Raw genomic sequence first — 25,805 nt, 5'->3', positions numbered from 1 at the left:
GCAGAGGCGGCTCTTTGTTCCAGACAATTTTAAGAACCAGCCAGCACTTCCTGGGATTTCAGATCATCGCCCCACATGACGGTTTCGCCGAAAATGTCTGGACAAGGCTCTGCGTCGGCGCCTTCCTCGTCGTCGGCGTTGTCTAGCTCCAGATCATCGAGGCAGCCAAGCGACGGCTCGTCGTCTGCCGTTTCCTCCAGATCGCAATCTGCCTGCATGAGATCCAGTGCCGTTATCAGGCTCATGGCACGGTCTAGGAGGTCGTTCAGCCGCTTCTCGACAGACTGGCGCCATATGCGCGGGTCGACGCCGTGGGGGCATCCCAGTGGCTTCAGTGTCCGGACGTGCGCGTTCATAGCCGCACCGCCTTTCCATCGCGGTACAGTGGCACATCGAGCCAGCCCGATGGCTGCTTCTGCAGGCCGATAATGTCGTGGTTCCACTCGACAACACCGCTGGGGCAGCGCGGGTCTGTGCCTGCTTCGTAGGTGACCAGCTTCGGCCCGAGCCACGAAGCATCTTCAATCGTACGGCAACCCGGCGCCGAGAACTCGCGACGGTGACCGCCTCCAATGAGCCAGCCGTGATAGCCGGTCGTCAGCTCGTCCATGGCTGCGGCGAACTGGTCGTAGTGGTAGCGGGCTCGCGCCATCGCGGCGTCTGGCTGGGATGCTTCGGCGATGATCGGAACCGCGACGGCCGACGCGAGAGCGCCGACAGCCGAGTTGCGGAGGAACAGGCGGCGGGAGAGGCTCATACCTCGCCGCCCATCCCGGCCAGCCGGGCGATGTCGTTCATGATGAAGTTGAAGTCCGATCCATCGTATTCCCAAATCCGATGCACCCGCACCTTGGAGGCAAGGTCTTCAAGCGTCGCGGCCGGATAGCGAAGAAGCGCGTTGGCCGCATCCGAAGTGCGGTGGGTGGCCTTTGCGTATGCCTTATCTATCTTGCCATAGCCCGTCTTACGGCGAGCAGCAGCATCAGCCTTGTTATAGGCCCGGAGGGCCTCGGCATGCTCTACGCTGGCGCGGCTCGGTTGCATCGTTGCGAGTTCAGCGACAGTCGTCCGGCGCAGCGTTTCGACTTCCTCCGCTGTCATCTCGCCCGCGACTGGTCGCTTACCCCTGACGGAGTAATAACGTAGTTCGGCCGCATTCAGCGCCGGCTCCAAGGAGCGGAGCGCTGCCCATTCGGCAAGAAAAGCGGCTTCGAGCTCGGCAACCTGGGCGCTAGGTGCTGCGTCGGATGGCTTCGTAGCCATTGCGGTTGCGGCGAGAGCAAGCCCCGCCCCGGTCAGGTTGAGAAGGCGGCGGCGGCTGAGATTGGGCATGCCTTCGGCGGCTGCCCGAACAGGTGTGTTCGGCATGTTACTTTCTCCCGTTTGCTAGTTACCAGAACCTGTTTACTATGTCCGGTAACCTAAAAGCGCATTCGGGTGTTGTCAATGCCTTTCTAGGTGTGATAACTAGAAAAGATAACTTGAGAGGCAAAATGCTAACTACTGGAAATCAATTGAAAGCCGCACGAGCCTTGATCGGGATCGAACAAAAGGAAGTCGCCGACCTTGTTAAAGTCAACGTCAACACAATCCGAAGCATGGAGGCGGCCGGAGCCGGACCCATCGCCGGCCGCTCGCAAAACGTGCAGGCGGTACAGCGGGCATTGGAAGGCCTTGGCGTCGAATTCTTGAACCATGGCAGGCCAGGCGTCCAACTAAAGGAAAGGCCGTGACCACCAACACGCCCCGAGCCCGCATGTCGGCCGCGCGCCGGCAAGCCATCTTCACCGAGCATTGCACCGGCCACAACGTCGCGCCTTGCTGCCTATGCGGCGAGCCGATCCACCGCCGCAACGACCGCTGGATTATCGAACATAAGCGCGCCCTCGCCCTGCTAGGCCCGGACTTGAACACCAACTGCGGCCCGGCTCATTTCGCTTGCGGCGAGGCCAAGACCCACACCCAGGACTTGCCGAGGATCAGGAAGGCCAAGCGCCAGCAGGCCCGGCACGAAGGCACAAAAAAGCCGGCGCGAGGGTTTCAGGCCCCGGCCGGCGTTTCGTTCGATTGGAAGCGGCGCCGCTACGTCGCGACCGCCTAGCGTCCGTCATTTGCCTTGCCGTATGCATTCGGGGTAACGCCACCAGCTGCGGTCCATGGTATCGTTCCCGAGCGCACGCAGAGGCGCCTGGATAAAGAATCAGGAGTGAACGGGAGTGGCTTCCATTGAGGCGCTATAAGAAGTTTATTTTGCATTGCGGAATTCACAAGACTGGAAGCTCTTATCTTCAGGCGAGTCTGGCTTCCAATCGGGATCTGTTAGCGGCGAACTCGATCCTTTACCCCGAACCACACGACTCGGCCAATGAAGCGTTCGGGCCGCAGCACAGCATCGCCGCAATCGGTTACGACCACGGCAAGTCGTTTGAGCAGAACGTTGGCGCGTTCTTCGCACTCGATTCCGATTGCGAAACGTTGCTGATATCAGGCGAGGAATTTTCGCGAGCGAGTACTCATCCCTCTTTTTTCCAAGGCTTGTTGGATATTGGCGCCGAGGTGAAGTTGGTGTTTTACCTCAGGCGCTTCGATCATTTGCTTGAGAGCGTGTATTCGCAATGCGTCAAAGACTACCTGACGGGCCCCATCGAAGTCGCGGAATATCAACTTGATTTCTGCGAAATCCTGCGACCGTTTGTTGAGGCACTCGGACCTGATCGTGTGGACGTTCGACCATACAACCCTAAATTCTGGCCCGGCGAATCGATCGGTCAGGATTTCTTCTCTGCAATTGGCCTGCCTCACCTCTGGGGCGCCATGAGGAAGCCGGCCGGCCGGATCAACGAAAGTCTGTCACGGCCGGAAACGCACATGCTTTCAGTTACTGAAGGCATCGCGGAAAAGCAGCGCTTGATGGACCACTTCCGAGCCCGGCCTTTCCCGGACTGCGACAGGGCCAAGTTCTTCCGGTCACCGGATTTTCGCATTGACTTCAACCGGAGATACATCGGCTTGAACTCTGGCGTCGCCACACTCAATGGCGGGGTGGACATCACCGAATTTCTCGATCTGGCCAACGTCGATGATGATCCACATTGGCAAGCTTTCGACCCGAACGACCGTCAGATAGTCGACTATCTTGAAACCTTCAGGGCCACGCATTCGGACTTAGACGGTGGGTATGATTGGGAAGTGCAGTGAAGATGGCGATCGAGGGGATGCGCTTTTAGGGCACGATAATCGGGCGGAAACACTTACCCAACCGTAGGGTAAGGGCCGCTAGCTAAAAGCCCGCCAACCTTTCGGTGGGCGGGCCTCTACTGTCGAAACTGGAGAGTGTCATGTCGACAGCTCCGGCACTTGCGAACGGTTTGGTTAGTGGCGCCAGATCAGCAGGCAGAGCTGGCGCAGGTCACGATCATAAACGCCCCGGCTCTCGATCACGTCGATGCAGCGCTTCTTGAACCGAGTGATTTCGGCGCTCGACATAGCGTCGACAATGCGAGGCAGATCCGTATTGGTCGGATTGTCGGGGGATTCGGTTCCGACAGTGGCACCGCTCGTGCCAGTGGGGGCAGTGGTCCCGTCGTCGCCAACTGCGGCGTTCGCCGGCATGCAAAGATTTGCGAGAACGGCTCCAATCGCCATGCTTCCCACCAGGATCTCAAAACTCTTTGTCATATTAGGGTTCGTGGCCCGCTTTAGGAGGCCCAGGCCAAGCCAGATCCGGGTGAAGGTGTTGAATGACATAGCTTGTTAGAAAGCACGCATAAATTAATGATGTCTAAAAGGCGAGATGAATTTCAAACGCATGACTGACTCGCAAAACCGCGATTCAATTTGCTTGCGCTGAAATGGTTCCCAAAACGCAAAAGCAGAGCCCGGCTCATGGCGGCGGCCGACCAGTCGCCCAAGTGTACATTGCGGCCAGCCAGCCGGCACACGTGACAACGCCGATCCCGATCCTAATCAGCCAGCGCCCCATCGTGCCGGCGCCTTGCGCGCGCTGGCGAAGCTGCTTCACATCGTCGGTGACCGTTTGGATGGCATCGGTCTTGTTTTTGACGGCAAGCACATCGGACTCAAGGTGTGTCGTGCGCATCACCACTTCATCAAGGGCTTTGTGAATACTGGTGCGGCTTTCGTCGGCGCGGTCGAGCCGATCCTCGATGCCTTCGACCTTTCCCAGCAGAATTCCAAGGGTCCGCTCCACGCTGCTTTGCGACATCTGCCCCTGCTATTTCCAGCACTTGCGCCGCTGGCCGTTGCGGTCATTGCCTATCACGCGCTCGTAGCCAGGGCGGTTTGCCTTGATCAAAGCTATGGTCCCTTCAGGGCTCAGGCTGTTCGATAGAAACCCCGCGCAACTGCTCGCAGGCGTCGACTGGCAAGCCGTTGCCGCGAAGGCCAGAGACACACAAATCAAAGTCAGACATGCCGTTGAGCTTCGCATTGTCGCCCTTCCTTTCGAGTTCGGCTTTGAGGTCGGCCGCCGCCACTTCGGCGACGCGGCGGTTGTAACCTTGCGTGTCGCCTTTCCAGTGCGCGACCGGATAGACGACAGCAGCAGCGAGGACGGCGCCGCCCGCAGCGCCGACGCCCAGCTTGATCCAGTCCAGCAACCCGAACATCAGGCCGGCACCGTGCCGAGCGCTTCAGCCAGGCGCTTGGCCTTGCGGTTGGTCCACCAGCGATAGGCACCGCCACAGATCAGCAGCAGAGCGCTAACCAAAGCGAGGACGACCACAATCTTGGTGATCCACTCGCTGGCGTAGGAAAGCGGCGAGAGCTGTTCCTGAAGGCCTTGGAGCGTGCCAGACACACCGAGGCCACCGCCCCCGGCGCCGATGGCGGCATCAGCCGGCGCGGTCGACGGCGCAGTCTTCGCGTCCTGCACGAGCGCCTTTGCCTGCCCGCCTTCAATGAAGTTCGCGGCTTGCGGCGTTTCGCCGGTTGCCCAGGCCTTGCCGATCGATCGGACTTCCTTCACGCGGGCCGACCAGCCCTTGCCGAAGACGGCGAAGGTGCCGAGGTGGCGCAGGAAGTTCATCCGGGCATCGCAGATCCGGTCAATCAGCGCGTCGTTGTTGTTGATCGCCTTGAGCGCGGTAATCGTACCCATGCCCATGACGCCATCGATGTTGCCGGTGTAGACCGGCCGCAGGGCTTGCTGAAGGAACATGATGGAGCGACCAGGCCCCGAATTGACGGCGCCGTCGAACAGCACGTAATCGACGCCATCGGGAAGCAGATCGCCCTTCACCGCGTCCCAATATTGCCGGTCGTAAATCTGGTTAAGCTCGTCGGTCGTGATGCTCCGCACCGAGCGCGTGGCCTGCCCCTTGCCCTTCCGATAGGCGTCATAAACCCGCTGGGTCACGCCTTTCATGGTCGGCCCGCCCGGGTCCTTCTTATTGTTCGAGTACCCGCCTTCGTGCGCCAGCACCTTGGCAAGCGATTCCTTCTCGCGTGAAACAGCCATGGCAGTTCCTTTCGGCAGTCTTCGAGTTGTGGGAGGTGTTAGGCGTTGACCGCCTTGATGACGGCATACTGAATGACGATGGCTTCAGACAGAGAGCCGGCCGTGTTGTTGCGCACGTCGATAGTCGCCGACCCAGCAGCGCACCGCGCATTGAGCGTGTATGAACCGATGGTGCCGCCCGAGATATGGTTGAGCACCAGAACGTCAGTCGCCGCCAAAGCAGTATTGGTCGCAACGAAGCTGACAATCGTGCCAGCCGTCAACGCTGCCCCGTTCATGGTGATCTGCCCGCACACCTTGCTAAGCGTCACGCCGGTTGCTTTGCTGGTTGCCTGCGTGACAGTGCCGCCGCAGCCGGCCGCATAGCCGACACCAGCCAGCGGGCCGGTCGAGAACAGCCCGCCCGCAGCCGACATCAACCCCGACGCGACGAAGTGGCTGGACCACGACAGGACGCCGGACGAGTGCGTCAGCAGATCGGCGCCGAAGGTGAAGACCGACCCGAGCTTGAACCAGGCATTACCCCATTTCTTCGAGGATTGGCCGAGGTCGGCCGTTCCGTCCAGGTCCGGTTCAATGCGCGTCGTGACGGCCGGCGTTGTCAGCGTCGGGCTGGTGCCGAAGACGTTCGAGCCGGTGCCGGTCTTGGTTGTCAGCAGCGCCAAGAGATTGGCCGATGTCGGCGCGGCAACGAAAGCGTCGAAGCCCGATGCGCGGGTGATTGCCACCCATGAGGTCAAAGCCGCCGTGATTGCCTGATAGGTCGCAACGAGATAGGTGCGTATCGCCTTTTCGGTCGGGACCTTTATGTCGACGTTCGATGCCATCGTGCCATCGATCGAGACGGCAACGCCGCTGTCCTGAATAGCCTTGCCGGTCGTGCCGTTGTACGTCGACAGATTGCCGGACGTGGCCGAAGACGGGCCGACCACAGCGCCATCGATATTGGTCTGGATCACGTCCCATTGCGCGCCGACCGCCGCTTGCGTTCCCGATGCAGTGCCATCAGTCTGGCAAATGATCAGGTCGCCGTTTTCGACGTTGGTGCCAGAGGCGCCGCCGATTTTGCCGGCGACCGACACACGATAGGTCCAGCCACGGTCAGCCGCCGGATAGTTCGGATTGGCCGAGCAGTCGATGACACCCTTGTGGACCATCGCATCTTGCGCCGCGATGCGCCCGTCCATGTAGGTTTTGACCGCCTTCTGCGAAGCGACCTTTACGTCACTGTTTGCGGCCAGCGTGCCGTCCGTGTCGAGATAGCCGATCGGAATGGTTGCGCCGTCGACATAGCCTTTGTGCGCCGCTGAATTCGAAGTGGCGGGAGCGTCGCCCAGGTAGACGGTGCTGCCTGTTGGGACGATCAGGCCCGTTGCGTCAACGTAGACCTTTTCCACCCCACCAGGCTTGAAGCTAATCCGCGTGCCGACACCCGAGATAATCGAGGTCATGCCCGAGGTCAGCAGGCCCATGAGCCCGCCAGCGGCCGGCGCTTGCGCGAATATCTGCGCAAGGTTGGTGCTTGCCTGCACCGTGCGGCCAATCGTGTTGCTGGCATGGTTGAGGAAATTGTAGAAGAGGTCGGTCAGGGACCGGGCAACGTTCTGCCCCCGCACCACGCCATCTTGTGCCGCGACGAGGCCCCCGATGTATTCCGTGCCGGTGACCCGGTTGACGCCCGTATTGTAGCGCAGCCCGATGCCGTAGCCTTGGCGCGCAAGCTCGCTGGCCATGCCCTGCATGACCATGCCGTCAGGCATCATGTGATAGTAGAAGTCCGCACCGCCCGACCACCACGGATCACGTGCCCACGCGGCAGGATATTCGAAGCGGCAGCTTTCAGGCGTCTGCGAGGCGAACGTCTCAAGCTGCACGTTCACGTCATCGAATTGCACGTCAGCCGTCTGCACGGAGCTTGTGCAGCCATGGATGACCAGGGGAGTGCCGACCGGCCACCAGTCTTGAGTTTCCAGCCGGGCGCGAAATTCCGCCAGGTCTTGGGGTATCCATGACGGCGCACCCTTGTCGCTTTCGCAACCGCGCCAGTGGCCTTCGTGCAAGATTGTTTCGCCGGCCGCTGCCAGCGCGAGCGGCACATGCGCCTTGGTTGCCTCCCACAGATCGGTTGCCGTGCCGAGCGCCCGGCAGGCAAGCCCATTCGTGAGACCACCCGGCCCGCTATAGGTGCCAACCGGGATAGCGTACCAGCCGGAATTGATCGTCAGTGCGCCCGTGACCAAGTACTGCGCCAAGACCGTTTCGGCTTCGTTGCGGATGCGCAGCGGTTGATTGTTCGGCGAGATATTCAGGAAGGTCCAGTCAAAGCTACGGTCGACGCCGTTGCGGTCGATCGCGCTGACATAGATGAACGTTGCCAGAGCCGGGTTTGCGTTGTTGCACTTGATGCCGCCAGCTCCCGGATCGGTGTTTGCCGTGTTGGTCGACCAGGTGAGCTTTTGCCCGCCGAGGAAATGGCTGATAGGCACGCCGCCATAGCCGACAACCACTTGGTTGATGGGCACCTGGTCGTTGGTCGATTCATTCGTCAGCGCACATGTGATTTCGTTGGTGTCATCGTTGGTGACGAGCGCCCATTCTTCGTCCCCGGTGACGGTTTCCGGGTGCGCGTTGTCGTTGGTGTAGATGCGATGCAGAGGGCTTGGCGTCCACAGCGCCGAGGTTCCCTTTAGGACCGCGTTGCTTTGCCCGAAAACGCCCTTGTTCCTTGGTGCAAGAATGGCCTGATAGACCTGTGACCCTTCCTGCACGAAGGCCAAAACGCTGGTTCCAACGACAATCGGGTTGCTGGTCGAGACCAGCCAGACGGTGCCGATGTTGACCGCGCCATCTGTCACGCTGACCCGCGTTCCCTTGGTCACGTCGCGGTTGCTGTCCAGATCCCGCGCGCGCTGCCAGAGGCCGGAAGAAGCGATATAGATGCCGTTTTCCCGGCCATCGGTCTGGTCTTTCACCAGCACCCGGTCATCCGCAGCCGTGACGCTTCCGTCGATCGACTGTAAACCACTCAGCGTGATGTTGCCGGTGGTCGCTAGGCGGCAAGGCGCCTTGTATGCTACGGTTTCACCATAGCCAGTCACTTGATCAACCGAAGTGGTTGCCATTTTGATGGACTCCGCAGCTAAAAAGAAGGTTGTCCCGGCTCAGCCTGGGTTCTGGCGCGACCCGCGCTTCAGCGGGTTTGGCGTTGTGGTCGGCATGCTGTTGCTGGCCGGCGTCGCCTTTGCGGTGACGAGCTTCATTGCCGGTGGCAGCAGTTCCGATAAGTGCTGGAATTACGGTGGTCGGTCAGACGACACCGATTGCTAGTTGGCGACCGCTTGCTTGAGCTGTGGCTTTAGCCCGGCATCATCCAGGCCGAACCCGCCTTCAATGATCCACCGCCAATAGGGCAGCGTTGCAAACGGCGTCATGCCGATTGCGCGGTTTATGTCCGCATCCTTCAGGTCGATATCGCCATGCGTTGCCCGGGCCGCGATGCCGAGCAATTGCGCCGCATCGGTGCCGAGCTGGAATGTCGGGCCGAGGATTGCGCCAAAGGCGTCACGGTTCGCGTAGCGCGAGGCCGGCGCCCGCTGCGTCTTGTCAGGGAATGCCGCACCGGACAGAGCGTAGATGCCAGAGCCGCCCAATTTCTCCCAGGTGTTGTTCACCTCAAAAGCGAGCTGGAAAATGCCGGACTTGTCGACGCCTTCCGCCATCCAGCGGCCAGGGTTGTCATTCAGCGGCCGGTTGCTCTCGACTTGCTTCACGTAGAAAGCCAGCATCCCCAGCGTGGACATGCCGACCATGCCGGTGATGAACGAGCCAGGACCTTCCTGCAGCCCGCGCATCAGCACCCTTTGATTTGACGCCAGGGCAAAGCTTTTGAATTGGAGCAGAGCGCGCCCGGTCGGCGTATGCGCGAACAGCGGCACATCAGCCACCGACTTGGTGACGATGATGCTGTCAACGTCCTTGTTGACCGCAGCGGCGAAGGCACGCCGGGCGCCCTCATCGGTCCAGCCCCCAACCCCCGGAATGTGGACGTTGCCGTCGACATCGCCGAACTCGGCAAACTGCTTCGAAATCCGTTCGGCCATGTGAGCATCGATGCCGAGGAAGCCCATATATTTCAGTTCGGCCGGCGCCAGGCTTTCATAATCAACCGCGGCGTTTTTCAGCAGGCGGTTTTGCACCAGCACCGAGGCAATGGACTTGTGCATGTCGTTCCACCAGGGCAGCAGCGTCATCTTGGAAAAGACGTTCGCGGCGTTGTCGATGAACCGTTCAAAGGGCGAGTTGCTGGCATAAGGGTCGGCAAGTTCGGCCATGGTCGCAAGCCGGCCTTGCAGTGACCGTTCCGTCACGGCGCCCAAAAGCTTCGCGTCTTCAACCGCCAGCTTGACCGCATCCAGATTGGTCAGGAGCGGCGCTATCCCCTCGCTCATGTAGCGGCCCATGCCGTGGACCATCGGAGGCCGGGCAGCGTCAGACAGCGATGAGACCACCACACCCCCGAGCGAGCGCATGAAGTTGAACACGCCGGCCATGCGCAGCACCCGAGCGTAATTCGTGTGTTGCGTGTCGACCTTGTACTGCCCGCGCAGCAGATCCCGGACGCCGGCTATGTCTTCAACGTCGCTCTTCTCGCTCTTGGCGAGCGCTTTCAAAGCGCTGGCTTTCGCCTTGGGATCAGTGAAGGCCGGATTGTCTTCGATGGCGTTGCGGAGCATCAGGTATTCGTTTTTCACCCGATCGAGCTGGCTTGCCAGTGTTGGCTTGCCGGCGCCGCCCAGGCGCTTGTCCATATTCGTCAGTTCGACATCGGCCGCCATGACGCGGGCATAGCGGCGCCCGATCAGTTCAATGTCGTGTTCTAAAAAGTCCTCTATGAGGTGGTCTGGAATGTTGAAGGTGCGTTCCTTCAGAGGCCCGCGCGAAGACATCGTCATATCGTAGGACGGCATGCCCTGGTTTGCGCGGCCGGTGAGCTGCGAAAAGATTTCGTCAACGATGCCGCCGACATAATCGGCACGGTCGGCCGGCGAGACAAATTCGGGAATCTCCTGCTTCACCTTGGGCATCATCGGTTCGAGCTTGTCAGCCTTTGCCTTGAGCCCTCCGATGCTGGCGCGCAGCCGGTCCAGTTCGATCGATTTGGCCGACAGTTCGGCCAGGATTTCATCATTCGCGCCGCCTTCGGCATCGAGCCGCTTCAGGGCTTCGACGCGCTTTGAAAGGTTGCGTTCCTTCAGCTTCGATTTGAACAGGTCGCGGCGGGTTGTGCCGTAGTCGACCACCAGCGCCACGCGCGGCGACGAGTTGGACAGATCCTTCACCGCATCGAGTTCGGCTTCCAGCTTTTCCAGCTCTTCGCCTACCGTCTTCGCTTCGGCCGCAGTTATTTTGCTTTCATTGACGATGGCGTCGGTTGCCTGGTCGAAGGCTTCAATTTCTTGCTCAAAGCGAGAGATGCGCGTGTCGATGCCGGCGGTGTTCTTTTCGGCGCCGGTCACGCGGCCGATGAAGTCGCGAACATCCTTCACCGAGGCGTTGGGAGCCAGCCCCACGCGGTCCAGCCATTCGGCCGCCACCTTGTCCAGATTGTCCATCGCCGCCGCTGTAGCCTCTTCCTCTGGCGTGCGCAGGGGATTGCCGCTCAGCTCCGAGCGGATCGATTCCATAACCGCCACCGGGTCGACATAGCCGTTGCCGTCTTGCGGAAGGTTCGCAAACATTTCGTCTTCGGCGTGGACGAAGTTGTCGACATCGCCGATGCCACCCTTTTTAATGAACATGCCCGGATGGGTCTTAGGCGTGACACCCATTGCCCGCAGCTCATTGTCGAGCTTCGAGCCGACACGAATGCCGCCCTTTGCCTTGATCAGCGCCAGGATCGGCGACCGTTCAGCGAAGGTCTGCTTTCGATTGGCCGAGCGTTCGGCCGCCCTCGCCTGTTTTACCGTGTCGGCCATCACGCCATTCTCATCGGCACCGCGCAGCATCCGCACCACATCGGCCGGCGCCCGCTCTTTCAGCACGTCTTGCCTGGTCTGCTGCAGTTGGCCGAGAGAAGCCACCTTGCGTTCCCGGATGCCTTGGCGTTCGGTCAGGCGGCTTTCGATATTGTCGAGACGTTCGGAGACCTTGCCGAAGGTTTCGCGCTGCTTTTCAGCATCGACAATCCGGTTGCCGACCTTGATTTCATCGGCCTTGAATTCGAGCTGCGAAAGCTGGTCATCGATCCACGGCTTGACGATGGCCTTGAAGCGCCCTTCCCCAGCATTCAGCCGGTTCGAATTCCAGAGGCGGGTCAGGTAGGACGTTGCCGTCTTGACGTTCACATCGGCCGGCAGCAGGCCGGCGGCAATGGCTTCGTCCTTAAGCGGGTCGAAGAGGGTCTTGCGCCAGGATTGAGCCGCCGCCGAAACCGCATCGTTTTCGCCGACATCGCCACGGCGCATCGCCTTGCTGACAGCCGTGCGAAACTCTTCCTTTGTCATGTCGAAGCCAGGCTCTTTTCGCGCCTTGGCATAGGTTCCGCGCATGTCTTCCAGAGCTTTGGTCAGGGCGCCCCGATCCCAATACTTGACCGCGCTTTCGACCGCGAGGTTGCCTTCGCCCCGCACGTTCTTTTCGAGGTAGAAGCCAGTTTCGGCCATGTTCGCCATTATCTCGCGAGACGGCGCCGAGGGGCTATGAGCGGCGCGCAGCAGCGGGTTGAACCCCGACTGCAGAGCGCCGACCGACTTGGCGCCCGAGGCGATGCCGTAGTCACCGAGGACAGGCTTGTCGACCGCTTGCGCGCCCATGCCAACGCCTTCAGCGTGAGCCGCCACTTCTTCAGGCGTGGGAACGTGTTCCTGCAGCGCCTTTTCGACCGAGGCGAATGCGGCCTTTCTTTCGGCATGGGAGAACATAGCGCCCACACCAGCACCGAGCAGGCCGCCGAGGATAGTACCGGCGCCAACAGCCATCGCGCTTTCAGCAATGGGCCGCGTCTGCTGCGTCGATTGAAGGGCGATTTCAGAAACGCCAGCCCCGAGGGCGCCGGCCGCCGCCGTGCGAAGAGCGCCCTTGATTACCGTGGCGCCGATGGTCGCTTCACGGACGACAGCCCCGCCAGGAATGAGCGTAGGCAGATCGACCACGCCGGCCAGGGCAGACGCGCCGGTCCCCCACCAGCCGGCCGCGTCGATCGTGCGCCGGTCTTCGGTTTCCATGTCGATTTGCGCCTTCATGGCCTCGAAGCCAGGCGCGTTGAAAACATTGGCGAACCGATCCCAATTCTTTTCGTAAGGCGTCCCTTTGATTTTCTCCCACATGACATCGCCAGTGAAGCCGTCTTCACGCGTGGCGAGGTCGACGCCGGCCAGCTTGTTCGAAGCCATCGAACCAATCGTGTTGCCTTGCCGGAAGGCAGCACCGAGAAGCGTTGCCGTATCCGGCGCCACTTCGGTTTCCGCCGGCTTGTAGTCGACGGCCCCAAACGTGCCGAGCGCCGGCCGGTCTTCGGGATAATCGAGAATCGGCATTACAGGTTGCCTCCCGATCCACTACGGAACGCCTTGCCGGCATTGGGATCGCCGCCGCCGCGCGGGTTCTGTGGCGGCTTGGCTTCGGCCGGCGCGGACGGTGTTTCGTCTTCGGCACCCTTGCGGCGCACCAGATCCGATTGAACCCGGCCGGCGCCGATGGTCGCTTCCGAATTGAGCGCCCGGATGAAGTCTTGCGTGTTCGGGTCGGCGTTGATGGCTTTTGCCTTGGCGACCGCAGCACGGTCGATACCGTTGGCCTGGTCATCGACGGCGTGGCGGGTCAGAAAGCGTTTCTTTGCATCTTCCGCGCCCTTCGCTACGCCCACGTTCAAGGTCTTCGGATCGATGCCCCACTGCCCCGCAAACACCTCATCAAACTTGGTCTGCCCGCCTTCGGAGTACTGGTAGAAAAGCCGGTAGCGCGGTGGGCGCTTCCTCTCGATATCGGCCCGCGTCGTCGCGTCAGGGATGATGGCGACATTTTCGACCTTGCGCCCGTCATGCAGGCCGGCCACGTAGGTTTCGGCCGTCTTCATGGCGTCGGTGCGCAGGTAGTCATATTTGCCGTCGATCGGCGGATAGTGCAGCTCAGGCGGCAGGCGCATCAGGTTAGGTGCGCCCGATATGTTGCTGACATTCCAGCGGGTTTTCAGTTCGGCCAGGGCTTGAGCCTTCGCCGCGCCTTCGTCGCCGCCGCTATCATAGAATTTCTCTTCCGCGATTTCCTTGTATTCGGCCATCAGTGCGCTTGTCTGCAAAGGCATGATGCCGGCGCCGGGCTCCGGTGACAGGATGCCGGGATCAAATTCGCTGGTGACATCGGCCACGGTCAGGGTTTTTGTGAACTTGTCGAGACCGGGTTTCAGAATCTCACGGTTCACCTTCTTTGCGGGGTCATCCATCGCAAGAATGCGCTGCGAGGCCTCTTCGCCGGACATGCCCCGATCATTGACGAAATGGCGGAAGGCCGCGAGCTTGTCGCGAATGTCGGCCGCGCCCTCGACAGCACCGAACGAGACAGGCGCCACGGTCTGCAGCGCATCGGCTTGCGACATGGCAGCGGCGAAGACGGCCGGGTCTTTCGACGCGGCGCCCTGCCTCACTTGAGCCTGTAGCGTGTCGGGAATGTAGCCGGTCGCTTTGACGAAGCCTTGCGTGACAACCGGCTGTTGCTCTTCTGGCGTCACCTTGATCATCGCATCATAGGCTTTGTTGCCAAGCGACTTCTGGTCGCCATCAAAGCTGTTGATCGAGGCCGCCGGGCTTCCGGCCAGGATAGCCGACACCAGCGCGCCGACGCCGCCGTCTTCCTTCTGCTTCGAGCGGAACGCCTTCAACTGCTTGGTGATATCGCCATCGTCCAGCATCGGGTCGCTGAGGATCTGGTCTTCGCTGACAATCTTGCCAGTTTCGATGTTGAGCCCCATCGCGTCGTCATAGGCCTTGTATTGCGCCTGCTGCTGAATGCGGGTTGCGGTCGCTTCGGTCTGAATGTCCTTTTGCGCGCCCTTGGCGATGGTATCGCGCGAAACGTAATCCATATCCGCGAAGCGGGAATCGACCTTGAAGCCGGCGCCGCCGCGCTGCCCGAGCGGAACGGACTTGCCCGCCATATGCGCGGCGATGGCATCGCGCGCCCACATCGGAACACTGTCCGAATGATGCGAGGCGCCCCAGGCCCGGCGCGAACCGATATCGAGATGCAGGGAATTGGCGTAGACGCCGATGCCGGTAAAGCCGAGCGATGAAGCGGTCTGGATCAGCCGGACGCGCTCATCGGGTGAAAGCTTCCTGACATCGAGGTCCAGCGCGTTGCCGTGCATGTGTTCGGACTTGCGAGCCCCGCCAGCCCTCGCATTGCGTTCAGGATCACGGAAGCCCGAGACGATAGGCACGGACGCTCCAAAAGCGTTCTGCACTTGCTTGAAGCGCGACAAGACCACGCTGTTGACGCCGGCAACGTCAGCGCTGCCGACGCGGCCCGCCTGGTTGCCGATGATGACCGGCTGGTCTTCGCCCCCGTACTGCTTCGCTTGCGCGTTGTGGAGGTCTTGAGCGTATGCCGTGGCGTCGTCGGCATTGTCGAACTTGCCCAGGTGCTTGCCGGTCTGTCGATAGAGCTTGATGGCGTCGGCATCGCTCAGGATTTTGCCATCGTCCGAAACGGTCGGGATCAGAATTTCCTTGCCGTCCTCTTCGAACGACATCGAGCGCACGGTTGAAATCGTGCCGTCAGCATTCTTCACCACCGGCCGCGCGTTCAGGTCGATGTTGCCAGCTTCTTTCAGGCCACGAGGCGCAGACTGTGCGGCGCCGTCGCTGCCTTTGGTCTTGGCGAGAACCTTCTTGTAATAGTCGGCCGATTCTTGCGGGATGACGGCATCGTTGCGACCGCTGGCAAGCCACTTGTCGGCCCGGCCGGCGCCGCCATTGTAGGCAATGAGAGCGGCTTCCGTGTCGCCATCGTAGCGAGCCAGCATCTTGTTGAAATAGTACCGGCCGTACTTGTTCGACACGTCTTCATTTTTCAGATATTCGGCCTGTGCCTCAGGCGTGCGCGGGAAGTTCGGATCTTGGATTTCTTCCGCAATCTCGACTGCCGTGTCCGGCATGACTTGCATTTCACCGATTGCGCCGGCACCGGAAACAGCGTTCGGATCATGACCGCTTTCGACGCCCTTCATGGCGTTGATGATATCGTCCTGCCCCGGAGCCTCACCGAGAGCCCGCAGCCGATCGGCAGGCTTCATGCCGTTGAGCGCCGCCATCTGCGCCTTAGCCTTCCAGCCACGGCGCAACGCATCCTTCTCAATCGGGTTTACGTCTTCGTCGGGAATCGCATCGATGAAGTTGTTGCCTTCGAAGACCGCGTCATCGAATTTCGATGGGTCGCTATAGAGCCGGCTTTCAATGGCGGTCAGGCCTTCATCGACATTGGTTTTGTAATAGGCCTTGCGCTGCTTTCGCTCGAAATCGCCCGCGCCGCCTTCGCCGTTGATCAGGCTTTCTTCCGTGCTGAAAAGCTTGGCATCATAGACTGGCTTCAGCTCCGGCGGCACGGTCGTCATGAACTGTTTGGCGGCTTCCTTGTAGGCGCCTTGGTACTGTTCTTTGAAGCCGAACGCGCCCGGTTCTGCCTTGTCGCCGGCAGCGGTCAGGGCTTGCGCCTGTGCGGATTTGAATTGCTGGTAACGGCTTTCCGTGTCGAAGAGCTCAGTTTTATCGACGGTCTCTTTTGCCTTGGTCTCCCGAACCTTCAAGCTGTTCGACATCGACTGCAGGCCGGCGCCGAGTTGGGCCACGCCCTGCCCGATGGCCGAGGTGTCAAAGCTCGCAATCGGTCGGCCCGAACGACCGCTGGTCGGCGCGCTCAGGTCTTCAGCGCCAGGCAGTTTCAGCGCCATTAGTAATAGATCCCCGAGGACGGCGCCGCGTATGGCGTCGGGTTCCAATCCTTCGCGAACGAGCCCACGCCATCCATCAACGTGCCGACCGCGCCGAAGTAGGAGCCGGTTTGCGCCGCCTTGCCTTCCATGCGCGCCGAGGCGGCTTGAGCCCGCCTGCCCTTTGCGCGCTCTTCGCCGCCGTAGCGGATCATGCCTTCGTTGACCGCGCCTTGCGTGGCGATGTCGCCGGCCAGGTCCTGCACCGTCTCATCGAGCGCGCCGAGGCCGGAGGCACCCGCCACAGCCTGTTGCCGCGACAGAACGAAGTTCTTCTCCTTCTTGGCGCGTTCCGCCTCACGTTGGGCCGCTGCCGTCTCTTCCTTCGCCTGTTGATCAAGCTGCGCCGCCTGGTAATCGGCCGCGCTCTTCTTCGCAGCGCCGGCCGCAAGCGTGCCAGCCGCCGACACGCCGGCACCGACGAGCGCTAGAACCTCAGTTATTCCGAAGTCTGCCATGTCCACACGTCCCCTTCGTCAGGCTTGAAACCAAGCCGCGAGAGCCATTTCGCCGAGGTCTTTTCGTCACGGTCGCAGAGCGCAATGATGCGCTTGTGCCGCGTCTTGGCTTCCTGCATGAGGGCCAGCGCCGTCCGATGAATTGCGTGGCGGTATGGCCGCGCCTCAGGCTTCAGCGAGCAGAACGCAATCACGTTGCCCCGCGAGAACCAGAACCCGGCGACCGCCGCCAGCTTGCCGTCAACAATGCCGGCGATACCGCGCACCGTTGGACCGCTGCCCTTGTCGCCATACCATTCGGTGAGGTGTTCCCGCGTGAGCGGCACGACTTCGTGAACCATCAGACTTTATCGTTGGTCTCGACAGTGACGACCGCCGCGTTGAGAACGCAGGGCTTCGGCGCCGTGGCACGGATGCAAAGGCGGCTGTCTGGCTTCCATTCGCCGCCGAAAGCCGTTGCCGGCTCTTCGTATTCGGTGAAGATTTCATCGGCCGTGACGGGCCTGCCCTGGTACAGGCGCGGCAGCTTGTCCATGTTGGTGAAATCGCGGCCGACTTCGATGCCGTCATTGTGGACCCGGCCCAGGATCAGGCCGACATAGTTCACGCGCTTGATTTGGCTGAGTGCCGTACCCGCCGCAGCGGCATAGGCCAGCTTGGTCGACTTGTAGCGCGCGACATAAGGCAGGCCCACCATGACATCAGCAGCCGCCACAGGAGCGGTCAGCGTGATTGCGCCAGCCGCGACCGTGTAAGCGCCAAGATACTTCCCAGCGCCCCAGGCGACCACGCCCAGGCCGTTCAGATGCGAAAGGCCGGTCACAGACGTTCCGGTCACCGCAGGGATGACCACGAAGCTGTCACCCATCTTGTTCATGGTGGCGCCCAGACATTCCGATTCGAGCGCCACCTTGTCGAGATAGCGAACCGTTGAGGCGCTGACAGTGCGGCGAACCCGGTAGAAGACTTGGTCTTCGTCTTCACCAGGCAAAACCGAAACGCCTTCGATGAAGCCAGAGCCGCCAGCGCGCCACCTTGACCAGCAAGTCACGTCTTCGGACGGTTCATAGGTGAGCAACACGACCGAACCGTCATCGAGCCAAACGTGCGCACGCGTGTCCGGCTGGCGCTGAATTGCCATGCCGACGACATTGGCGTTGCCGGTCAGGTCCGGGCAGAGCAGCGTCAGGTCTTGGGGAGAGTACTCATATGTCTTGGCATTCATCACCAATTCAAAAATACGTTTTCCCGAGCGCTGGGCAAAGATGCCGTTGCTGTCGACTTTAGCTGCGGCCACGCCTTGGCGAGAGCCTTGGGTTGAAGGAATGCCAGCCTGTGCATTCTGCGGCGTCAATGGCTCATCGAACGATGTCGACTTGATCGAGAACTCCCCGCCTGGCGTGCCAATGATCGGCCGGCTGAGCGAGAGCATGAAGTTGATGGTGTCGACCGGCCCGGCTCCGAGGGTTCGATTTATCGGCCCGCTATCGCCTTCAAAGTCCGGGTCGAAATTCTCGTAGTCATCCGCCACCGAGAAGATGAAGCGCGACTTGCCGGCCCAGCCGAGCCGGCCCTTATCGAAGGCCACGGCGCTAGGCCAGCCCTGTCGATCGGACCAGATGCCTTCTTGCCAGTTGTCGGAATAGCTGGTGGCGTTGAAGCGGCTCAGGACTTCGACATCAACTTCCGTGGCTGAGGTATACCCAACCACGCGGCAGACACCATTGCCGCCGCCGCCATCATAGGAGACGGTTACGACCGCCGTTCCAGACGTATACAGCCCAGGCTTGAAACCCAGCTTGTAGTAAATGATGGCGTTGTCGTCGTCGTCGTTGTTTTGTGTCGATCCGGTGTTGCCCGTTATATCCTGCCCGCTCGTTCCTGTAGCGCGGCGGAAATCCTTGAACCCGATTTCTGGCCCATCGAATGAACGCTGCCAGCGCAAGGTTCCAGCCCAAGTTCCACTCACAGTGTAGAACCAATTCCGGTCGAAATAATCCGAGGTGTTGAGCCCCGTCACGCGCATAGGATCAGTGAAAGTCAGTTCGGCGCCGAGCCGATAGCTTTGGTTGACGCCCTCATTGAAGACGCGAAACAGTGCGCCGACATGCTCAGGCTTGAAGAACGGCAGATCCGATGTCAGCGTGGTGTTGCCGTTGGTCGCCGCCACCTTCAGTTTGACCTTTGCCGATCGGCCAGCGAAGAACGGGCCGTTTACAGGCGCATAGCGAACGATTGACCAGCTCCGGCCAGTTCCGCGCCGCTCTATGCGCCGCTGCTGGAAGCCATCGCAGGCCAGGAAGAGAACGTCTGCGGACTGATCCCAGCGGACATAGGGCAGATCGGTCGCGGCATACGGGATATCCAGTTCCATCGTGCCGGTCGACGCGACTTGGCAGGATGCAACAATCTTGTTGATGTCCAGGTCGCTTTGAAACTGGACCCAGAAGTTGCCGGTAGGCGTGAAGGCCAAGCTATGGGCGCCAGTGCGCAGTGTGGTTTCCCTGATGTAGTCATCGCCACCCGAGGTTGAGCCGCAACGGAAGGTCACAGGACCGCGCGTCACGCTTATGTTGAGCGCATGCTCTTTGTTGGCGTCGCCGCCGGCCACCGTAATTTGCCGCTGGCAAACAGCCAGCCCGCCGACATTGACCGCGTTCAGGACCAAGCCTGTACCCCCGAAGGCCAACGTGCCGCCGCTGGTCGATGCATCGGTCCAATTGGTCGACGTTGCAAAGGTGCTGTTTGAAATGGTCGTGGCGACCGAAACGCGCGAAATCAGCACATCGTTGATGCGGACCCGCATCTTGCCGTCTGCCATCTCGATTAGCGCCGTGTCGTCGGTTGCAGCGACAAAGGGAATGTCGATAGCGAAGGCATTGTTGCGGCTTGTGCCGAGGTAGCCAGTGCCAGGGCGGAGGAACATCGAGCCGGCCGTCTTCGGTAGCCAGTTTTCCATCGCTTCCGCAGACAAGCGGATGCGATCGACATCAACCCGCGTTAGCGCAGAGCTGGAAACCAGCCCCCGGTTGAAGGCCAGCAGTGGCGCATTGGTTTTTGCCATTTAGCGGAGCCCGTAGGGCCTGCTACGCGAGGAAGAGCCACGGCTTTGGACCAGCCGCCCAGGAGGCGGGTATCTGGTTACCGCCTCATTCATGGCATCGGTGTTCGAAGCCTTGTATTTCGCCTTGTCCCGCGCCTTTTCTAGTCGGTCTTTCCGCTCAGCCGAGCCCGTTATTTCCTCGCATGTCGCCCAGGCAAGGCACGTCTCGACATAGTCGACAAAGGTTTGAGGCCACTGACCGAGATCCAGGCCATAGTCCTCATCGTTCGACACATAGCGGAGATAGATAATCGAGATATTCGCCATGATGCGGCTGGTGCGGTCGTCATAGTCAAGCAGCGGCACGCGGCCAAAGCCGTCTGAGGTCACGCCAGCGGTGCGCAGCCAGTCATCCGGCTTGTCGAACACATACTGATAGCCAAAATTGCTGCCGACCGAAGGCGTGGCCTCGAGCTGTACAAACCGCATGGCGTGATTCCAGAATGCGGCTTCGAGACAGCCCTTCACGGTCTTCGCATATTCGGCATCGAGCGCACGGCGCGCCTTCCCCTCATCGGTGAGGGCCGACAGGCGCGGCTGACCGAGTTTGATCAGCGCGCCGTTGTAAAGGGAAAGCTGGTCCGTCATCGACTAGGCCGCCTGCTTTTCCGGCTGACGCTCCTCGATCCAGGCAAGGCCCGCTTCCTTGGTGTCGAAGCGATCCTTCACCACCGAATTGTCCTTGCGCTTGACGACCTTCCACATGTCGGACGGTCCGCCCCACGTGACCAGTAGCTCAGGAAGCGCCGGTACTTTCGCGTCATTGTTCAGCAGCACAGGTTCGGTGATGAAAGCCACGCGGGCGCCGCCGATTTTGCCGACTTCGAGCACGAACAGTTCGGCGAACCATTCGTTGCCAAAACCCAGCACTTCGATCCGGTCGTTTGCGCGCATCCGAGATGCAACATGAACCCACCATGCCGGGTCGAGCAGGTCGGTTGGCTTGTCATCGATCGATAGCGCAATGCGATAGATCGAGCGCTTTACTTCGGCCAGCACCAGGCCGTTGACGTTCAGAGGCATGGGGGAATTTCTCCGTTGAAATGAGAAGGGCGGGAGCCGAGGCCCCCGCCCATGACCGACGTTTAGTCAGTGTCGGTGGTGCCGACCGCCAAGCCGTCTGTCAGATCGACGCCAAGAGCGGCAGTCGCCTGGTTGACGGTGTGGATGGTGGTCGCGTTGGTGCCGGTGGCGGTAACGATGACAATATCGTTCGCGCGCATGCCGAGCTTGAAGCCGTTGGTGAAGTAGCCGTTGACGCGAACAGCAGTCGCGGCGTCGGCGCTTTCGTATTTCCAAAAGCGGAACCCGGCGATGCCCTGAGAAATCAGGACCGGAGGCAGAGAAGTGGAATAAGCCATGGTTCAAATCCTCCGTTACGCGATAGCCGAGCCATCGTGATTGATCACGACAACACCGCTGTTCTGGAGAAGCTTCGAGCCCATGAAGGCTGACGTGCGAGCCCAGGAATAGGCCTGCTCGTTGTCCCAGCCGACTTCGGACTGAAGGTTGTCCTTGTCGACCGCGTGGCCGATGGCCGAACGGTGGAAAAGGAAGCACTTCTCCGCACTCGTAGTGGCGCCCGGAAGCTCCGAATGGATCATCCAGTTGGCATTTGCCCATCGGAAGACCTTGCGCATCGGGCCGCCCGACAGCGGACGATAGTCAACGTAGTCGCCCGATGTGAACGCGGAATCGCGCATGAGATAGGCCCACATCGCAGGCGTGATCACGCCCCAGATGTTGTCGATCTCCTGCACCGGAACCTTGTTCTTGCCGAGAATGCCAAGCGCCTTGGTCACAAGCGTCAGCGAGCCGGTAGCGGCGGCGCCCGTGGTGTTGGTGGCGTTCGACAGTTCGGTCAGGATGTCCTGGTCGATCTGCCGGTTCATCACCTTCAGGGTGGTGTCCTGCATGATGCGCTTCTGGTCGCCCTGCGAAGCGAAGATGTTGAACTCGGTCTTGCGAACGAGGTCATGCCACTCGATCAGGATTGCGGAAAACGGGTTGAGATTGTCGGCACGAGCCGGGATCAAACCGTTGACGCCACGCGTGACAGCCGTAGCGCCGCCGGAGTCGGCGACGAGGAAGACCGCCTCGTTACCCTTGCGAACGTGTTCCGTGGTGACGGCACGTCGAAGGTCGCTTTCGCCCTGCTCAAAGCCGGCGATGTACTCTTGCCTATATTGTTTCTGGAATGCCGTGTCGGCCATGGTCCAGATTCCTTCTATGGAGGGATCGGGAGCCGCAGGCAGGTTGTCCGCAGGCCGGTGTCGCGGGTTGTCCAGTGTTACCCGGAGCCGCTAAACCGCCCTTCGGCGCTGACGACGTGCTGTTTTTGGTGGAAACTCGCTTGACGGAGCCGCGTGGCGGGTTGGCCGTCAGATGGCGAGGATATCAGGCCTTCAACTTGTCTCTGGCCGTGATTAGTTTGCGGTAGCGCTCTTGCGCCCCGGCATCTTTGTGCCAAGCGGTGCGGTCTTCACCCATCCGCTTTTCCATGGCAGCGATTTCGCTGTGCAGACTTTCAACGGACGAGCCGCCAGCCGGCACAATGGTAGCCATCGGGTTTTCGGCGACAGCCTTTGCGGCGAAGAACCGGAGCGCGTCCGGGTGATTGCCGATTTTCCGACCGTCAGCCATCCGGCCGCCCATCAGGTTGTCAAACAATTCAGGGCTGACGCTCTCGAAATAGGGCCGCATCGCCGCGAAGTTGCCGGCATAGTCGCCTCCCCATTCATTTTTCAGATCCGCTTCGGCCGTTTTCTTGAAGTCGGCGTCAGCGGTCGCCTGTTGTAACTGCCCCTCTTCCTGAATCGCATAATACTCATCGACCATTTCGGCCATGTCGGACGGCGCAATGCCCTTCTTGATGGCACGTTCAGCGAAGGCAGCGACAATCGGCTTGTCGTCGTCGCCGATCACCCGCTTGTCAGGCAGGACAATGGCTTTGACGAAGTCATCGACGGCGTCGGGAATGTTGTTCGATTTGCGATAGGCCGCCCATTCGTCATCAGTCGCCTTGTCGCCAGGCTTGCCCTTCGGCTTCAGCCCTTCGGAAATCTTGCGTTGTGCCTCTTCCTGTGCCTGCAACAGCGCCTCAGGCGACGTGAAGCGCTTGAGCATGGCGAGTTTCTTTTCATCGCCCTTCGCAAGCTTGTCGCGCCAGTCCTTGCCGAAGGTTCCTTCCTCTTCGGTAGCGGCCGGCGTTTCATTCGCAGGCGTCGCCGCCGGAGCGGCAGGCGCAGGCGTGGCGGCAGGAGCGGCTTTCGCCGGTTCGGAAGTCACAGGAGCCGGAGCAGATGCCCCCGCTTCAGCAGCACCCGGAGCGGGGTTTTCGGCCGTAGCCGCGCCCGCAAGAGTGTCATCGGCCATCAGGTGTTTCCTTTCGGTTTCGTCAGCAAATCGATTGGCGTGTTGACCAGCTTTAGGATCTGGTTGCCGACATTGCGCCGGCCGGTCAGGTGGTGACCGACGTCAGGTTGCCCGGGGACGAAGACTTCGTCGTATGTCATCGCCGCCTTGTGGACGATCCAGGCAATTGCCCGCTTCTGCTGTCCCTCAGAAGCATTCCCGGCAGCGAGTGCTTTGACCGCTGCGACATCGAGGTCATCGTATGTAGCTGGCGCCATCGGATTGAACCGCGGCGACCCGCTGCGCGCTGGGTGTTGCGTCATGCGGCTTGCGCGCCCTGCAGAGCCCGGACCATCGGAGCGGCCTTGCCAGCCACTTCAGCGGCGCCGCCCACGGTCGCGGCAGTACTTGCGGCCTGCGCTTCGGCCGCCATCTGTTCGGCCACAGCCTGCATTTTCTTGTCGTCGTTGATCCACTCTTCCGGCCAGCCAGTGCGGCGCAGGAGGTCCTTCGCAATGGCCATGGCGTTCGGCAGCTTGGCAACGGTCGGATCAAGCGCAGCGGCTTCCTTGACCACGCCCAGGCCTTCAATCAGCTTCTGCTGCATGCCCTCATCTTCGAGGTCTTTGATTGGCGACTTGAAAGAGAACTCGACGCCAGAGCCCCTGAGCGAATCCGGTATCTCATTGGCAGGGAAAGCACCCAGCGAGCGCATGACCTTGAACGTTTCCGAGCAGAGCGGTTCGGAATATTCGATTTCAACCGGCTCAAACATCGGGATGTGAGCCCGCATCTGTTGTTCGACTACCTTGCGGATTTGGTAGGCAGTCATGCCCGAAGTGTCGGGGATCTGCACCTTGTCGGTCATGAAGCCCATGCGGATGGTCTGATCGAGACGATCCGACATATTCTGCCCGGCAGGCAGGCCCGAGAAGTCGAGAGACAGCGGCCGCAGCGCTTCGCCCAGCCGCTCATCATATTCCTTGTCCAGCCATGTGATGCCGCCGGCACCGAGGCCGATATCCGAGCGGATCACGTCCATTGCCGCAATCATCGGCGGGTCGATCGCCTTTTCACCGGCTTCGAGCAGGATGCGTTCGATTGCCTGTTGCGTCCGGCTGTCAGGAAGGATGATCGAGGTGAAGACCGAGCGGGCATATTGCGAGCCCGAGACGGTCGGACCACGAGGCACGATGTAGCCGCGATAGGTGCGGCCGATGTTTTCGAGGACTTCGCCTTCACAGTCGGGAAGCACCCACAGCGAAATGAACTCTTGCCCGGCCCGAACTGAGATGCCGGTATCATAGGACGCAGCAGGCACAACTACATGCCGAGCCGAGATTTTCAAATACGGGTCTTTGGCCGCGTCCCGCGTCAGCGCTTCAGGCACCTTGCCTGGAAATAGCTGCATGAGCTGAGTAATCGTCGGCTTGCAATTGCGGTGCACGTCCGAGACGGCGCCGGCATAGTCTTCCGACCATGCGCAATCGCGCAGATGCCAATTCCGGTAGAACAGATTGCGCCGGTCACTCGTTGGCGTCACTTCGATGACAGCCTGCCCGAACGTCAGGTGGTCATGGTCGCCGGCCTCGGTCGCCCGCGTGAACCCGGCGCCGTTCCGATACATGACAGCGCGCTGCATTGCCGTGGCGTATTCCAGCCAGGCACGAGCGTCAGGCACCTTGTTGCGGGCATCATCGAGCGACTTCACTTCGAAGAAATCGGAAGGCCGCAGCATCGTTCGGTAAAGGTCGGCCATGTCGCGGCGGTAGATGGCGGCACGAGACGAGAACGAGCCCGACGCATAGTCAGAGCCGATGTTTAGCGGCCCGGTGAAGTCGGCCCGGTCATAGTAGAAATGTTCCGCCAGCTCCTGCCAGTGCGACAGCGCCGGCGTCTTCTCACTGAAGAGCCGGTTTCCATTGTCGACAATGGTTTGAATGGCCGGGCTGGTAGCGGTCAATGTGTCACCCCAGGGATGATCAGACTGGATTCGGAAGCGGCGCGAGCCATGACTTCCATGCCATGGTCGATGTTGGCGTTGACCACCGCCCGCATCTTCTTGCGGTTGCCGTGGCCCTTGCAGCCGCTGACAATGGCAGCACCGGCACAGAAGCCGAGGATGCCGACGATTTCGTCAATCATCATCGGCGATTGCCGAGTATGAGACGCCACCGCCTCACCAATCGCCTGCATCAGCCTTTCATGACTGTCGGACGCGGCAGCAGAGACAAGCGCCACGGATCAGGCGCCCAGCTTGCCAACAGAGCCGGTCAGATTGTCGGACATGATGGTCGAATCCCGACCACCGCGCGCCCGCATCTCTGCCATTTGGCGGCGCTTCTCAGCCAGCACGGCCGGGTCTTGCGCATCCGGCATCCGGGCCGGCTCTTCCACTTTTGGGGCTTTGGGCTTGAACAGGCTTGCCAT

General features: G+C 60.8%; 26 protein-coding genes. 4 read left to right on the top strand and 22 right to left on the bottom strand.

The annotated features are described in order from the left end of the window. Positions 1-29 precede the first annotated feature (29 nt). Genes ACYG9V_RS20340 through ACYG9V_RS20330 form a run of 3 tightly spaced genes read right to left on the bottom strand, consistent with a single transcriptional unit; the run spans position 30 to position 1,368 of the window. Positions 30-356, bottom strand: a complete 327-nt coding sequence (locus tag ACYG9V_RS20340) for a hypothetical protein (RefSeq protein ID WP_023805219.1) — start codon at positions 354-356, stop codon at positions 30-32. Continuing rightward, positions 353-757, bottom strand: coding sequence for a twin-arginine translocation signal domain-containing protein (locus ACYG9V_RS20335; protein ID WP_352763348.1), 405 nt, complete (start codon positions 755-757; stop codon positions 353-355). Before ACYG9V_RS20335 ends, ACYG9V_RS20340 begins: the two co-directional genes overlap by 4 nt. Further along, on the bottom strand, positions 754-1,368 hold the full coding sequence (locus tag ACYG9V_RS20330; RefSeq protein WP_156940993.1) for a hypothetical protein: 615 nt from the start codon (positions 1,366-1,368) through the stop codon (positions 754-756). Before ACYG9V_RS20330 ends, ACYG9V_RS20335 begins: the two co-directional genes overlap by 4 nt. 146 nt (positions 1,369-1,514) lie before the next feature. Here ACYG9V_RS20330 and ACYG9V_RS20325 point away from each other — a divergent pair, with 146 nt between their 5' ends. From ACYG9V_RS20325 to ACYG9V_RS20315, 3 genes are all read left to right on the top strand, one after another. Further along, a complete protein-coding gene (locus ACYG9V_RS20325) occupies positions 1,515-1,733 on the top strand; it encodes a hypothetical protein (protein ID WP_352763350.1) in 219 nt (72 codons plus the stop codon). Beyond that, positions 1,730-2,101: a hypothetical protein gene (locus ACYG9V_RS20320; RefSeq protein WP_352763352.1), complete on the top strand. Its 372-nt coding sequence runs from the start codon at positions 1,730-1,732 to the stop codon at positions 2,099-2,101. Before ACYG9V_RS20325 ends, ACYG9V_RS20320 begins: the two co-directional genes overlap by 4 nt. Before the next feature lie 125 nt (positions 2,102-2,226). Continuing rightward, positions 2,227-3,198 (top strand): hypothetical protein, encoded by a 972-nt coding sequence (locus ACYG9V_RS20315; RefSeq protein WP_352763354.1) that lies wholly within the window; start codon positions 2,227-2,229, stop codon positions 3,196-3,198. Positions 3,199-3,372: 174 nt separating this feature from the next. On the opposite strand, the gene ACYG9V_RS20310 is transcribed toward ACYG9V_RS20315, so the two are convergent. The 5 genes from ACYG9V_RS20310 to ACYG9V_RS20290 all read right to left on the bottom strand — a co-directional run bounded on the left by ACYG9V_RS20310 (position 3,373) and on the right by ACYG9V_RS20290 (position 8,601). Then, positions 3,373-3,678 carry a hypothetical protein gene (locus tag ACYG9V_RS20310; protein ID WP_352763358.1) on the bottom strand — a complete coding sequence of 102 codons (306 nt, stop codon included), beginning with the start codon at positions 3,676-3,678 and terminating at the stop codon, positions 3,373-3,375. Between the two features lie 205 nt (positions 3,679-3,883). After that, positions 3,884-4,225 (bottom strand): DUF1515 family protein, encoded by a 342-nt coding sequence (locus tag ACYG9V_RS20305; protein WP_352763360.1) that lies wholly within the window; start codon positions 4,223-4,225, stop codon positions 3,884-3,886. A gap of 103 nt (positions 4,226-4,328) precedes the next feature. Then, positions 4,329-4,628, bottom strand: a complete 300-nt coding sequence (locus tag ACYG9V_RS20300; RefSeq protein WP_352763362.1) for a hypothetical protein — start codon at positions 4,626-4,628, stop codon at positions 4,329-4,331. After that, positions 4,628-5,479, bottom strand: a complete 852-nt coding sequence (locus tag ACYG9V_RS20295) for a glycoside hydrolase family 108 protein (RefSeq protein WP_352763365.1) — start codon at positions 5,477-5,479, stop codon at positions 4,628-4,630. The genes ACYG9V_RS20300 and ACYG9V_RS20295 overlap by 1 nt, the downstream gene beginning before the upstream one ends. Before the next feature lie 38 nt (positions 5,480-5,517). Beyond that, positions 5,518-8,601, bottom strand: coding sequence for an autotransporter outer membrane beta-barrel domain-containing protein (locus ACYG9V_RS20290; RefSeq protein WP_352763367.1), 3,084 nt, complete (start codon positions 8,599-8,601; stop codon positions 5,518-5,520). Here ACYG9V_RS20290 and ACYG9V_RS20285 point away from each other — a divergent pair. Beyond that, entirely contained in the window at positions 8,591-8,806 is a 216-nt protein-coding gene (locus tag ACYG9V_RS20285; protein WP_352763369.1) for a hypothetical protein, read from the top strand. The two genes, ACYG9V_RS20290 and ACYG9V_RS20285, sit on opposite strands and share 11 nt — an antisense overlap. Here the strand turns inward: ACYG9V_RS20285 and ACYG9V_RS20280 are convergent. From ACYG9V_RS20280 to ACYG9V_RS20215, 14 genes are all read right to left on the bottom strand, one after another. Next, positions 8,803-13,014, bottom strand: a complete 4,212-nt coding sequence (locus ACYG9V_RS20280) for a hypothetical protein (protein ID WP_352763371.1) — start codon at positions 13,012-13,014, stop codon at positions 8,803-8,805. The two genes, ACYG9V_RS20285 and ACYG9V_RS20280, sit on opposite strands and share 4 nt — an antisense overlap. Continuing rightward, positions 13,014-16,421: a transglycosylase SLT domain-containing protein gene (locus tag ACYG9V_RS20275; protein ID WP_352763372.1), complete on the bottom strand. Its 3,408-nt coding sequence runs from the start codon at positions 16,419-16,421 to the stop codon at positions 13,014-13,016. Before ACYG9V_RS20275 ends, ACYG9V_RS20280 begins: the two co-directional genes overlap by 1 nt. Beyond that, positions 16,421-16,918 carry a hypothetical protein gene (locus tag ACYG9V_RS20270; RefSeq protein WP_023805206.1) on the bottom strand — a complete coding sequence of 166 codons (498 nt, stop codon included), beginning with the start codon at positions 16,916-16,918 and terminating at the stop codon, positions 16,421-16,423. Before ACYG9V_RS20270 ends, ACYG9V_RS20275 begins: the two co-directional genes overlap by 1 nt. Then, positions 16,900-17,259: a hypothetical protein gene (locus ACYG9V_RS20265; RefSeq protein ID WP_352763374.1), complete on the bottom strand. Its 360-nt coding sequence runs from the start codon at positions 17,257-17,259 to the stop codon at positions 16,900-16,902. Before ACYG9V_RS20265 ends, ACYG9V_RS20270 begins: the two co-directional genes overlap by 19 nt. After that, complete coding sequence (locus tag ACYG9V_RS20260) at positions 17,259-19,982, bottom strand: phage tail protein (RefSeq protein WP_352763375.1); 2,724 nt, start codon at positions 19,980-19,982, stop codon at positions 17,259-17,261. The genes ACYG9V_RS20265 and ACYG9V_RS20260 overlap by 1 nt, the downstream gene beginning before the upstream one ends. Beyond that, positions 19,983-20,609 carry a phage connector family protein gene (locus ACYG9V_RS20255; RefSeq protein ID WP_352763376.1) on the bottom strand — a complete coding sequence of 209 codons (627 nt, stop codon included), beginning with the start codon at positions 20,607-20,609 and terminating at the stop codon, positions 19,983-19,985. A gap of 3 nt (positions 20,610-20,612) precedes the next feature. Further along, positions 20,613-21,044, bottom strand: coding sequence for a hypothetical protein (locus tag ACYG9V_RS20250; RefSeq protein WP_023805202.1), 432 nt, complete (start codon positions 21,042-21,044; stop codon positions 20,613-20,615). A 62-nt stretch (positions 21,045-21,106) separates the two neighbouring features. After that, positions 21,107-21,382 carry a hypothetical protein gene (locus tag ACYG9V_RS20245; protein WP_352763377.1) on the bottom strand — a complete coding sequence of 92 codons (276 nt, stop codon included), beginning with the start codon at positions 21,380-21,382 and terminating at the stop codon, positions 21,107-21,109. Positions 21,383-21,397: 15 nt separating this feature from the next. Continuing rightward, complete coding sequence (locus ACYG9V_RS20240) at positions 21,398-22,234, bottom strand: phage capsid protein (RefSeq protein ID WP_352763378.1); 837 nt, start codon at positions 22,232-22,234, stop codon at positions 21,398-21,400. Positions 22,235-22,418: 184 nt separating this feature from the next. Continuing rightward, positions 22,419-23,396: a hypothetical protein gene (locus ACYG9V_RS20235; RefSeq protein ID WP_352763379.1), complete on the bottom strand. Its 978-nt coding sequence runs from the start codon at positions 23,394-23,396 to the stop codon at positions 22,419-22,421. Further along, entirely contained in the window at positions 23,396-23,653 is a 258-nt protein-coding gene (locus ACYG9V_RS20230) for a hypothetical protein (protein WP_352763381.1), read from the bottom strand. The genes ACYG9V_RS20235 and ACYG9V_RS20230 overlap by 1 nt, the downstream gene beginning before the upstream one ends. A 41-nt stretch (positions 23,654-23,694) precedes the next feature. Beyond that, on the bottom strand, positions 23,695-25,338 hold the full coding sequence (locus ACYG9V_RS20225) for a portal protein (protein WP_352763383.1): 1,644 nt from the start codon (positions 25,336-25,338) through the stop codon (positions 23,695-23,697). Then, the gene (locus ACYG9V_RS20220) at positions 25,335-25,523 is read right to left on the bottom strand and encodes a hypothetical protein (protein ID WP_352763384.1); all 189 of its coding nucleotides are present in this window, start codon (positions 25,521-25,523) and stop codon (positions 25,335-25,337) included. The genes ACYG9V_RS20225 and ACYG9V_RS20220 overlap by 4 nt, the downstream gene beginning before the upstream one ends. A 96-nt stretch (positions 25,524-25,619) precedes the next feature. Next, positions 25,620-25,805 carry a hypothetical protein gene (locus ACYG9V_RS20215; RefSeq protein ID WP_023805196.1) on the bottom strand — a complete coding sequence of 62 codons (186 nt, stop codon included), beginning with the start codon at positions 25,803-25,805 and terminating at the stop codon, positions 25,620-25,622.

This window comes from Mesorhizobium sp. W016, from assembly GCF_054719485.1.
This window is presented reverse-complemented; position numbering and strand designations above follow the sequence as displayed.